This window comes from Polaromonas sp. P4_F9, assembly GCF_056401235.1.
Genome location: NZ_JBFUJT010000012.1, coordinates 74,438 through 85,647, shown reverse-complemented (window position 1 = coordinate 85,647; position 11,210 = coordinate 74,438). Strand labels below are relative to the sequence as shown.

Here is an 11,210-nt window from a genome sequence, read left to right as displayed (position 1 = left end):
CATGAGTTTCAGGGTAAAACAGTCAGTCCACAGTCGGCATACAAAAGCGCATATCACGCGCATGGGCAAGAGCGTATGAAAGATCAGGCGCTTTTCGACAAGATAGACCTCCACCTCATCAGGGTCTTGAATACCGTGCTTACTGAACGCAGCGTATCACGCGCCGCCATGCGCCTGGGAATGTACCAACCCGCTGTCAGCGCGGCGCTCAAACGCCTGCGCGAGCTGGCTGGCGACCCGATTCTTGTGCGCTCGGGCGCCGGCATGGTGCCCACCGATGCCGGCCTGCGCATGATCGAGCCCTCGGCCAGCATTCTTCGCGCATCCAGCATGCTGTTCAGCAACGCCAAGGGGTTTGAGCCGGCCACCGCCGAAACCACCTTCCGCCTAGCGGCCAGCGACTACCTCGATCCCCTGTTCCTGCCGCAGCTGGTGGCGCAAATCAAGACGCAGGCGCCACGCTGCCACATTGAAATCCATCCGCTCACGGCCGAGTCCGACTACCGCGCCCACCTGGCGCAGGGGCAGGTGGACATCGTGATCGGCAACTGGGCCGCGCCGCCCGATGACCTGCACATGGGGCGGCTGTTTGGCGACGAGGTGGTGTGCCTGGTCGCCAAAGACCATCCAGCCGTGCGCCGCGGCTGGAGCGCGGCGCACGTCGCGAACTGGCTGGAGGCCGAGCACATTGCACCGATGGCCACGCACCCGGGCGCCAAGGGCGTGATCGACGAGCACCTGGACACACTCGGGCTGCAGCGCAACATCACGGTGCGCTGCCCTCACTTTGGCCTGATGCCCTCCATGGTGGCATCGAGCTTGCTGATCATGACGACCGGCCGGCAGTACTGCGAGCGGTTTGCCGGGCTGCTGCCGGTCAAAATACTGCCGTGCCCGATCGAGTTTCCCCGCATGATGTACTACCAGCTCTGGCACGAACGCACGCATGCCTCCAATGCCGCCAAATGGCTGCGCGAGCGCGTCAAGTCAGTGGCTACTTCGCTCCGAAAAGAATAGCAAAAAGAATAGCATTTAGTACGCATCAATCAATGGTGACAGGCCTGCAACATCCTCAAATCAGACAACCCAAGACAATGACTGCTTCACCTACTGTCACTGACAATCCCACCGAAAGCAGCGGCATGGCGGGCGGGGGCGCGCCACCCCGGCTGCAGCTTGCGGGCATCACCAAGCGCTACCCCGGCGTGCTGGCCAACAGCGACATTGCGCTGACGGTGCAGCCCGGCGAGATCCATGCCGTGCTGGGTGAAAACGGTGCCGGCAAATCCACCCTGATGAAAATCATCTACGGCTCGGTCAAGCCCGACGCCGGCAGCGTGGTGGTGGACGGCCAGCCGGTGCTGGTGCGCAACCCGCACGAGGCGCGTGCATTGGGCATCAGCATGGTGTTTCAGCATTTCAGCCTGTTCGATACGCTGACGGTGGCCGAAAACGTCTGGCTCGGGCTGGACAAGCTGCGCCTGGCCGAGGTGTCGCAGCGCATCACGCAAACGACGCAGGCCTACGGACTGGAACTCGACCCGACGCGGCCCGTGCACACCCTGAGCGTGGGCGAGCGCCAGCGCGTGGAGATCGTGCGGGCATTGCTGACCCATCCCAAACTGTTGATCCTGGACGAGCCCACCTCGGTGCTGACGCCGCAGGCGGTGGAGAGCCTGTTCATCACGCTGCGCCGGCTGGCGGAGCAGGGCTGCAGCATTTTGTACATCAGCCACAAGCTCCATGAAATCCGCGCGCTCTGTACCGCCTGCACCGTGCTGCGCGGCGGGCGCGTCTCGGGGGTCTGCGATCCGCGCCTGGAGTCCAATGCCTCGCTGAGCCGCCTGATGATTGGCGCCGAGCCGCCGGCCCTGGAGCACCGCGAGGTGCAGGTCGGTGCGACCGTGCTCGACGTGCGCGGGCTGAGCCTGGCCCGTGAGGAGCAATTCGGCGTGGACTTGCAGCGGGTCGCCCTGCAGGTCTGTGCCGGCGAGGTGGTCGGCATTGCCGGTGTGTCGGGCAACGGGCAAAAAGAACTGCTGTACGCCCTGTCCGGCGAAGACACGCGGGCTGCCGCGGGCACCATCCTGGTCAGAAACCAGGACGCCGGAAGGCTGGGCCCGATGCAGCGCCGCGAGCTGGGCCTGAACTTTGTGCCCGAGGAGCGGCTGGGGCGTGGCGCCGTGCCCACGCTGGGGCTGGCGCACAACCTGCTGCTGACGCGGGGCGATGCCGTGAAGGCGGGGGGCTGGATTCACCTGGCCGGTTTGCAGGCGCAGGCCGAGGGCATCATCGGGCGCTACAACGTGAAAGCCAACGGAGCCAATGCCGCGGCGATGTCGCTGTCGGGCGGCAACCTGCAGAAATTCATTGTCGGCCGCGAGATTGAGGCCAAGCCCAGCCTGTTGATCGTCTCGCAGCCGACCTGGGGTGTTGACGTCGGGGCCGCAGCGCAAATTCGTGGCGAGATTTTGAAACTGCGCGACAGCGGCTGTGCCGTGCTGGTGATCAGCGAAGAGCTGGAAGAGCTGTTCGAAATCTGTGACCGCCTCTACGTCATGGCCAAAGGGCACCTCTCGCCCTCGCTGCGGCGCGCCGACGCGACGGTGGAGCGGGTGGGGCAGTGGATGAGCGGGCTTTGGGATCAGGGTGCCCAAACGGAAAAAGGAGTTCCACATGCTGCGGCTTGAAGCCAGACCCCAGACTTCGAAGTTCTGGAGCTATGCCTCGCCACTGCTGGCCCTGCTGGTGACGGTGGTGATTGGCGTGCTGATGTTCACGGCGCTGGGCAAGGACCCGGTCAAGGGTTTGCTGGTGTTCTTCTGGGACCCCATCAAAACGCCTTATGCGCTCGGCGAGCTGATGGTCAAGGCCACGCCGCTGCTGATCATTGCGCTGGGCCTGGCGGTGTGCTTTCGCTCCAACGTCTGGAATATCGGCGCCGAAGGGCAGTTTGTGATGGGCGCCGTGGCAGCCGGTGGCATGGCCTTGCTGGCCGACAAAACCACCGGCAGCTGGATTGTGGTGGCCATTCTGCTGGCCGGGGTGGCCGGCGGCATGGCCTGGGCGGCGCTCACGGCCTTGCTGCGGGACCGTTTCAATGCGAACGAAATCCTGGTCAGCCTGATGCTGGTTTACGTGGCGGTGCTGGTGCTCGGCTACCTCGTTTACGGGCCCTGGAAGGACCCGGCTGGTTATAACTTTCCGCAGACGAAAAATTTCGAGGCCGTCACGCAGATTCCCCGGCTGATGCAGGGCTCGCGCGTGAGCATCGGGCTGCTGCTGGCGCTGCTGGGCGTGGCCGCCTTGTGGGTGTTTTTGTTTCGTACCCGAGCCGGCTTTGCCTTGCAGGTCGGTGGCCTGGCGCCGGCGGCGGCGCGCTATGCCGGCTTTTCCTCGCGCAAGGCTTTGTGGGTGGCTCTTCTGGCCTCGGGCGGTGCGGCCGGCCTGGCCGGTGCGCTGGAGGTGGCCGGGCCTATCGGCCAGCTCACGCCTCATGTCCCCGTGGGTTATGGCTTTGCCGCCATCATCGTGGCTTTCGTCGGGCGGCTGCATCCGGTGGGCATGGTCTTCTCGGCCCTGTTGATGAGCATGTTCTACATCGGCGGCGAGCTGGCCCAGTCGCGGCTGGGGCTGCCCAAATCGCTCACCGGCGTCTTCCAGGGCCTGCTGCTGTTCACGCTGCTGGCGGCTGACACGCTGATCGCCTACCGCATCAAATTCGTCAGGGCTGCGCGTCAGGCGCCCGTTCCCGTCATCCCGCAAACAACCCCCCGGGAGGCGCACTGATGGAGTCTTATGCACTGCTGTTTGCCGCCACGCTCAGCGCGGGCACGGTTCTGGCCATTGCCGGGCTGGGCCTGCTGATCAACGAAAAGGCCGGCATCGTCAACCTGGGCGCCGAAGGCATGCTGTTGTGCGCGGCGATTGCCGGTTTTGCCACCGTGGTGCACACCGGCAATACCTGGCTGGGTTTTGCCGCGGGCATGGCGGCCGGGGCCGTGCTGGCGGCCATCTTTGGCGTGCTGGTGATCTGGCTCAATACCAACCAGTACGCCACCGGGCTGGCGCTCAGTCTTTTCGGCGTGGGCTTCTCGGCTTTTGCCGGCATCCCCTACGTGCAGGCCAAGTTGCCCGAGCGCACACCGCTGGAGCTTCCGGTGCTCAGCGATCTTCCGGTGCTGGGGCCGGCGCTGTTTCGCCAGCACCCCCTGGTCTACCTGACCATTGCGCTGGCGTTTGGCTTGATCTGGTTTCTCTACCGTACACGCGCCGGCCTGGTGCTCAGGGCGGTGGGCGAATCGCCCGAGTCGGCCCATGCGCTGGGCTACCCGGTGCGGCGCATCCGCCTGGCGGCGGTGGTTGCGGGCGGTGCCCTGTGCGGCCTTGCCGGGGCCTACATTTCCACGGTCTACACCCCGCTGTGGGTTGAAGGCATGGTGGCCGGCCGGGGCTGGATCGCGCTGGCACTGACCACCTTTGCCACCTGGCGCCCGGCCCGGGTTTTGCTTGGGGCTTACCTGTTTGGCGGCGTGACCATGCTGCAGTTCCACCTGCAGGGCGCGGGGGTGAATGTTCCCAGCCAGTTCCTGAGCATGTTGCCTTACCTGGCTACCATCGTGGTGCTGGCACTGATTTCACGCAACCCCCAGTGGATACGCGTGAACATGCCGGGCTCCATTGGCAAACCGTTTTACCCTGGGTCCTGATTTTTCGGACTCATTTCCGGGCTCATAATGGCCTTTTTTTGCAAACCCGTCGCTACAGGAGACGACATGACTGACCTGAAAAAACGTTCCTTGCTCCAACTGGCTGCGACATCCGCAGTGGCTGCCATGGCCCTGGCAGGTTGCGGCAAAAAGGATGAGCCTGTACCCGCACCTGCGCCCGCCCCCGCGGCTTCGGCGCCGGCTCCAGCCAAGGCCGAGCCGCTGAAAATAGCGTTTGCCTATGTGGGGCCGGTGGGCGACGGCGGCTGGTCTTTTGCGCATGACAACGGGCGCAAGGCGGTCGAAAAGGAATTCGGCGACAAGGTGGTCACCAAGTTTGTGGAAAGCGTTCCCGAGTCGGCCGATGCCGAGCGCGTGATCCGCGACCTGGCCGGTGAAGGCAACAAGCTGATCTTCGGCACCACCTTCGGCTACATGGAGTCCATGCTCAAGGTGGCGGCCGACAACAAGGGCATCAAGTTCGAGCATGCCACCGGCTACAAAACCGCCGAGAACATGCGCACCTATGACAGCCGCACCTACGAAGGCGCCTACATGGCCGGCGTGATCGCCGGCAAGATGACCAAGTCCAACACGCTGGGCGTGGTCGGCTCGGTGCCGATTCCTGAAGTGGTGCGCAACATCAACAGCTTCACGCTGGGTGCACAGAGCTCCAACCCCAAGATCAAGACCAAGGTGGTCTGGGTCAACGAGTGGTTCAACCCCGGCAAGGAAACCGAGGCTGCGACGTCCCTGATCAATGGCGGCGCAGACGTGCTGTTCCAGAACACCGACTCGCCCGCCGTGCTCAAGACCGCCCAGGAAAAGGGCAAGCGCGCCTTCGGCTGGGATTCCGACATGACGGCCTACGGCCCCAAGGCCCACCTCGGTTCCGCCATCATCAACTGGGGTCCGTACTACATCAAGGCCACCCGCGACGCGCTGGAAGGCAAGTGGCAGACTTCGCCGGACAAGATCTGGTGGGGCGTGAAGGAAGGCGCGATCGATATGGTGTCCATCGCCGAGGACGTGCCCGCCGAAACCAAAAAGCGCATCGACGAAATCAAGGCCGGCCTCAAGGACGGCAGCTTTGCCATCTGGAAGGGCCCGATCATGGACAACACCGGCAAGGAATTGCTGGGCAAGGACGTGGTGGCTGACGACAAGTTCCTGGGTGGCCTGAAGACCTACGTCAAGGGCGTGGAAGGCAAGGTTCCCGGTAACTGAGTCTTTTGACTCCCTCTCCCTCTGGGAGAGGGTAGGGGTGAGGGCCGCGGCGCAACTACTGCTACTGCTGTGTGCACCGCGAGCGGTCCCATCCCGGCCTCCCCCAGCGGGAAAGGAACAAAACATCATGCCTCGGCTGCCTAGTGCAGCTTTTTCTTTTGGAGCTGACCATGCATCTAGCTAAACCTGTATCTGCCGACCGCCTGCCCGAGCTGCTCCGGAAAATGCCCAAGGCCGAGCTGCATATCCACATCGAGGGCTCGCTGGAGCCCGAGCTGATTTTTGCGCTGGCGCAGCGCAATGGCGTGGCGATTCCGTACCGCAGCGTGGACGAGCTGCGCAGCGCCTATGCCTTCACCAACCTGCAGAGCTTTCTCGACATCTATTACGCCGGCGCCAGCGTGCTGCTGAAAGAGCAGGACTTCTACGACATGGCGCGCGCCTACCTGCTGCGGGCGGCACAAGACAACGTGGTCCATGCCGAGCTGTTCTTCGACCCGCAGACGCACACGGCCCGCGGCGTCGGCATGGACGCCGTCATCAACGGCCTGCACCGCGCTTGCGTCGATGCCGGGGCCGAACTCGGTATCAGCGCCACGCTGATCCTGTGTTTCCTGCGCCACCTCAGCGAACAGGAGGCGTTTGAAACGCTGGAGCAGGCATTGCCTTACCGTGACAAATTCATCGGTGTCGGGCTGGACTCCGGCGAAGTGGGCAACCCGCCCGAAAAGTTTGCCCGCGTGTTTGCCCGTTGCCGTGAGCTGGGTTTTCACCTGGTCGCGCACGCCGGCGAAGAAGGGCCGCCCGCCTATGTCTGGACGGCCCTGGACTTGCTCAAGGTGGAGCGGGTCGACCATGGCGTGCAGTCCAGCAAAGACGCGGCCCTGATGCGGCGCCTGGCCCAGGACCGCATTCCGCTCACGGTGTGTCCGCTGTCCAATCTCAAGCTGTGCGTGTTTCCCGACCTGGCCAGTCACAACCTGCGCACGTTGCTGGATGCGGGGCTGGTGGCCACCATCAATTCGGATGACCCGGCTTATTTTGGCGGCTACATGAACGACAACTTCACGCAAACCTTTGCCGCGGTGGACTTGAATGCGGGGCACGCCTACACACTGGCCCGCAACGGCTTTGAGGCCAGTTTTATCGACGCACCTGCCCGACAGGCCCTGATCCAACGTCTGGACGAAGCCTTTGAAACCTTTCAATGAGCGGGTCGCTGCGCCGGCCCGGCGAGAGGCTTCGATGATGCTGTCAATGATGAATTTCCAGGCATGGCGCTGATGCCGCAGCCGCAGCCGCAGCGGACGCCTGCATCGCCCGGCCCCAAGGCCATCGCCCTGGCCGGGCTGGTGTCGCTGGCCGTGGCCATGGGCATAGGCCGCTTTGCCTTCACGCCGCTCCTGCCCATGATGCTGAACGACGGCGTCATCGATCTGCCATCGGCCAGCTGGCTCGCCAGCGCCAACTACTTCGGCTACATGCTGGGCGCCTTGCTGTGCACGCTGCAGCCCTGGCTGTGGGCCCGATTCCAGGGCTTGCCGTCGCTGGCCTATGTGTCCCTGGTGCGCGTCGGGCTGGTGGCCACCGGTGCGCTGACCCTCGCCATGGCCTGGCAGCAGCCTGCGGCTTGGCCGGCGCTGCGCTTCGCCGCCGGCGTGACCAGCGCGGTGGTGTTTGTGTTCACCTCGGGCTGGTGCCTGTCGCGGCTGGCCCGGCTCGGCGTGCCGGCGCTGGGGGGCCTGATTTACGCCGGTCCGGGCGCGGGCATTGTGGTGAGCGGCGTGTTCGCCAGCGGCATGGTGGCCTGGCACTGGACGGCCGCGACCGGATGGGCCATTTTTGGCGTGCTGGCTTTTGGGCTGGCGGCCATGGTATGGCGCATCCTGCGGGGGGGCGACGAGCGTCTGGTGGCACTGGGCGCGCGCGCGACCGGCTCATCCGGCGACACGCCGGTCCGGCACGGCCGGGGTGAGATGGTGCTGTTGACGCTGGCCTACGGGCTGGCGGGCTTCGGCTACATCATCACCGCCACGTTTTTGCCGGTGATTGCCCGCACCGCGCTGCCGGGATCGGCCTGGCTGGACCTGTTCTGGCCCATCTTCGGGCTGGGGGTGATGGTGGGTGCGCTGCTGGCCACGCGCATTTCGCCCCGCATCGACTTTCGTCTCTTGCTGGCGGGCTGCTATGTCACGCAGGCACTTGGCATTGCAGCCAGTATCTGGAGTCCCAGCCTGGCCGGTTTTGCCGGCGGCAGCCTGCTGCTCGGCCTGCCGTTCACGGCGATCACTTTCTTCGCGATGCAGGAGGTTCGCCGCCTGCGCCCCGTCACCGCGGCCAGTTTCATGGGCCTGCTCACCGCCACCTACGGTGTGGGGCAGACTCTGGGGCCGCCGCTGGTGGCCGTGCTGCTCAGGCACACCCGCAACCCGGGTCAAGGCTTCACGTTGTCGCTGGAAATCGCGGCCACCACGCTGCTGGCCGGCGCGGCCATCTACGGCTGGATGAGCAGGGCCTACCCCCGGCCGGCGTGAACCCGGCCCTGTATCGAGCGAGGGTCAGGACGACGAGGGCGCCTGCCGCCGCGCCTGCTGCGGTGCCGGCGCTGGCGCCCATTCCCCTGTTGAGGCGGGCTTTACCGGCTGACAAGGCGCCGTCCGGCTTCACGCGTTAAAATCACAGGCTGCCAGCATGCTGTCCCGGCGTGCTGGTGTTTCGTGTTTACTGTGTTCCGGGGCCATGTAGAGGACTACCATGTATAAAAACCTCGCAGCCACTGTCATGTCGACGCGCGTGGCCGCCAGCTTTATTTCTCCCATTTCTTCCATTTCTCGCGCTTGCTCCCTGCCGCCCCCTCCCTCGTTCCGGAGGGCCGCATGAGCTACCAGGTCAAAGAGATTTTCTACACCCTGCAGGGCGAAGGCGCCAATGCCGGGCGTCCGGCCGTGTTTTGCCGCTTTGCCGGCTGCAAYCTCTGGTCCGGCCGCGAGCAGGACCGCGCCACGGCGGTCTGCCAGTTTTGCGACACGGATTTCGTCGGCACCGACGGCACGCTGGGCGGCAAGTTTGCCGACGCCGATGCACTGGCGCGCCTGATTGAAGCCCAGTGGCCCGCGGATGACCGCGAACACCGCCTGGTGGTCATGACCGGCGGCGAGCCGCTGCTGCAGGTCGATGCGGCACTGATCGCAGCCCTGCATGCGCGCGGCTTCCAGATCGCGGTGGAGACCAACGGCACGATTGCCGCGCCCGCCGGCATTGACTGGATTTGCGTCAGCCCCAAGGCCGGCGCCCCATGGATACAGCGGGAAGGCCAGGAGCTCAAGGTGGTGTGGCCGCAGGCCGGCTTCGAGCTGTCCGAGCTGGAGGCGGCCCGCTTCACGCACCGCTTTCTGCAGCCCATGGACAACGCCCGGCGCGCCGACAACACCCAGGCCGGCATTTCCCTGTGCATGCAGCGGCCCGCCTGGCGGCTGAGCCTGCAGACCCACAAGATCACGGGCATACGATGAGCTACGAAATCAGCCAGAAGTTCTTTTTTGATGCGGCCCACACGCTCAGGCGCGAGGTCGAGGCCGACAGCAGCCGCCGTGTGCACGGGCATACCTACAACGCTGAGGTCACGCTCTCCGGTCAGCCCGACGCGCGGACCGGCATGGTGGTGGACCTGGGGCTGGTACGCCGGGCCATCGAGCAGCTGCGCCCCCAGCTGGATCACCACATGCTCGACGACATCGCGGGCCTGGGCCCGGCCACCCTGGAAAACCTGTGCGCCTTTATCTGGCGCCAGCTGGCGCCGGCCCTGCCGTCACTGGCGGCGGTTCGCGTCTGGCGCGAGTCGGTCGGTGACAGCTGCACGCTGCGCGGGGGGCCCGGGGCGCCGGCCAGATAGTGCTCATCCGGCGCGGCATATGCACCGCGGCCGGCGCTGCGGTAACCTTGCGGGCATGAAAGCCTATCGCGCCAGCCTCCTGTACTTTGCCGCACCCGACAGCCTGCCGGGCCAGGCTGCGTTCGAGCAGGACGGCCTGCTGGTGGTGGGCCCCGACGCAGCGGGCCGGCAGGTGGTGCAGGCCATTGGCAGCTACCAGCAACTCGCCTCCCAGGCACAGAGCCAGTACCCCGGCCTGCAGATCGAACACCTGCCGGGCCGCATCATTGCGCCGGGCTTTGTGGACATGCACATCCACTATCCCCAGATCGACGTGATCGGCTCGCCCGCCGAGGGCCTGCTGCCCTGGCTGGAGAACTACACCTTTCCGCATGAAAAACGCTTTTCGGCGCCCGAATACAGTGCGGAAGCGGCGACTTTTTTCATCGCGGAACTGCTGCGCCACGGCGTGACGACGGCGCTGGCCTTTGCCACCTCGCACCCTGCATCGGTCAACGCGCTGCTGGGTGAAGCGCAACGGCACAGCCTGCGCATGATCGCCGGCAAGGTGCTGATGGATCAGAATGCGCCCGATGGCGTGCGGGACGAGACCCGGCAAAGCCTGATCGATACCGAAGCTCTGATTGAAAAATGGCATGGCGTGGACCGGCTGGGCTACGCCATCACGCCGCGCTTTGTGCCCAGTTGCAGCGAGGCCCAGCTGCGCGGCGCCGGCGAACTGGCCGCGCAATACCCGGATGTGTGGATTCAGTCGCACGTGGCGGAAAACAGGGATGAAGTCGCCTGGGTGCGCCAGCTCTATCCCCAGGCGCGCAGCTACCTGAGCGTGTATGAGGACTTCGGCCTGCTCAGGCCGCGCGCCGTCTATGCGCACTGCATTCACCTCGACGACGAGGACCGCGTCCTGATGCGCAGCACCGGCACCGCCGCAGCGGTGAGCCCTACCAGCAACCTGTTCCTCGGCAGCGGCTTCTTTGACCATGCCGGCGCCGACCGCGCAGGCTTTCTGTATGGCCTGGCCAGCGATGTGGGCGGTGGCACCAGTTTCAGCCCCTTTCACACCATGCTGGCGGCGTATTACGTCGGGCGTGAGGGGCAGTCCAAAGCGGGCGTGTCGCTCAAGCCCCAGCACCTGTGGTGGCAACACACCGCCGGTGCGGCCCGGGCGCTGGGCCTGCAGGGCGTGGTGGGCAACCTGCTGCCCGGCTGCGAGGCCGACTTTGTCGTGCTCAACCCGCAAGCCACGCCGCTGCTGGCCCGCAAAACCGGGCAGGCCGGCAACCTGGACGAGTTGCTGTTTTCCCTGATCGTGCTGGGCGATGACCGGCTGATCGAGAAAACCGTGATTTCGCAGGCGGAATCAGCCTGACCGGCTGGTTTTG

At 65.2% G+C, this 11,210-nt stretch carries 10 protein-coding genes; all 10 read left to right on the top strand.

All coding sequences use genetic code 11. The features are described from left to right. Window positions 1-75 precede the first annotated feature (75 nt). The gene (locus tag AC1DUB_RS12620; RefSeq protein WP_477717942.1) at window positions 76-1,017 is read left to right on the top strand and encodes a LysR family transcriptional regulator; all 942 of its coding nucleotides are present in this window, start codon (window positions 76-78) and stop codon (window positions 1,015-1,017) included. A gap of 125 nt (window positions 1,018-1,142) precedes the next feature. Beyond that, a complete protein-coding gene (locus AC1DUB_RS12615; RefSeq protein ID WP_477729820.1) occupies window positions 1,143-2,690 on the top strand; it encodes an ABC transporter ATP-binding protein in 1,548 nt (515 codons plus the stop codon). After that, window positions 2,677-3,789, top strand: a complete 1,113-nt coding sequence (locus AC1DUB_RS12610; RefSeq protein WP_477729766.1) for an ABC transporter permease — start codon at window positions 2,677-2,679, stop codon at window positions 3,787-3,789. The genes AC1DUB_RS12615 and AC1DUB_RS12610 overlap by 14 nt, the downstream gene beginning before the upstream one ends. After that, window positions 3,789-4,709, top strand: a complete 921-nt coding sequence (locus AC1DUB_RS12605; protein WP_477729765.1) for an ABC transporter permease — start codon at window positions 3,789-3,791, stop codon at window positions 4,707-4,709. Before AC1DUB_RS12610 ends, AC1DUB_RS12605 begins: the two co-directional genes overlap by 1 nt. A gap of 66 nt (window positions 4,710-4,775) precedes the next feature. Then, a complete protein-coding gene (locus AC1DUB_RS12600; protein WP_477721803.1) occupies window positions 4,776-5,936 on the top strand; it encodes a BMP family ABC transporter substrate-binding protein in 1,161 nt (386 codons plus the stop codon). Between the two features lie 170 nt (window positions 5,937-6,106). Further along, window positions 6,107-7,147, top strand: coding sequence for an adenosine deaminase (locus AC1DUB_RS12595; protein WP_477729764.1), 1,041 nt, complete (start codon window positions 6,107-6,109; stop codon window positions 7,145-7,147). A 63-nt stretch (window positions 7,148-7,210) separates the two neighbouring features. Next, the gene (locus AC1DUB_RS12590; RefSeq protein ID WP_477729763.1) at window positions 7,211-8,470 is read left to right on the top strand and encodes a YbfB/YjiJ family MFS transporter; all 1,260 of its coding nucleotides are present in this window, start codon (window positions 7,211-7,213) and stop codon (window positions 8,468-8,470) included. Between the two features lie 342 nt (window positions 8,471-8,812). Beyond that, a complete protein-coding gene (queE, locus tag AC1DUB_RS12585; protein ID WP_477729762.1) occupies window positions 8,813-9,448 on the top strand; it encodes a 7-carboxy-7-deazaguanine synthase in 636 nt (211 codons plus the stop codon). Further along, the gene (locus tag AC1DUB_RS12580) at window positions 9,445-9,828 is read left to right on the top strand and encodes a 6-pyruvoyl trahydropterin synthase family protein (protein WP_477729761.1); all 384 of its coding nucleotides are present in this window, start codon (window positions 9,445-9,447) and stop codon (window positions 9,826-9,828) included. Before queE ends, AC1DUB_RS12580 begins: the two co-directional genes overlap by 4 nt. A gap of 55 nt (window positions 9,829-9,883) precedes the next feature. Continuing rightward, entirely contained in the window at window positions 9,884-11,197 is a 1,314-nt protein-coding gene (guaD, locus tag AC1DUB_RS12575) for a guanine deaminase (protein WP_477729760.1), read from the top strand. The last annotated feature ends 13 nt before the right edge of the window (window positions 11,198-11,210 follow it).

Bases quoted from the DNA above. Each gene is read 5' to 3' on its own strand.
- AC1DUB_RS12620 (WP_477717942.1), top strand. From the start codon at position 76: ATGAAAGATCAGGCGCTTTTCGACAAGATAGACCTCCACCTCATCAGG.
- AC1DUB_RS12615 (WP_477729820.1), top strand. From the start codon at position 1,143: ATGGCGGGCGGGGGCGCGCCACCCCGGCTGCAGCTTGCGGGCATCACC.
- AC1DUB_RS12610 (WP_477729766.1), top strand. From the start codon at position 2,677: ATGCTGCGGCTTGAAGCCAGACCCCAGACTTCGAAGTTCTGGAGCTAT.
- AC1DUB_RS12605 (WP_477729765.1), top strand. From the start codon at position 3,789: ATGGAGTCTTATGCACTGCTGTTTGCCGCCACGCTCAGCGCGGGCACG.
- AC1DUB_RS12600 (WP_477721803.1), top strand. From the start codon at position 4,776: ATGACTGACCTGAAAAAACGTTCCTTGCTCCAACTGGCTGCGACATCC.
- AC1DUB_RS12595 (WP_477729764.1), top strand. From the start codon at position 6,107: ATGCATCTAGCTAAACCTGTATCTGCCGACCGCCTGCCCGAGCTGCTC.
- AC1DUB_RS12590 (WP_477729763.1), top strand. From the start codon at position 7,211: ATGGCGCTGATGCCGCAGCCGCAGCCGCAGCGGACGCCTGCATCGCCC.
- AC1DUB_RS12580 (WP_477729761.1), top strand. From the start codon at position 9,445: ATGAGCTACGAAATCAGCCAGAAGTTCTTTTTTGATGCGGCCCACACG.
- guaD (WP_477729760.1), top strand. From the start codon at position 9,884: ATGAAAGCCTATCGCGCCAGCCTCCTGTACTTTGCCGCACCCGACAGC.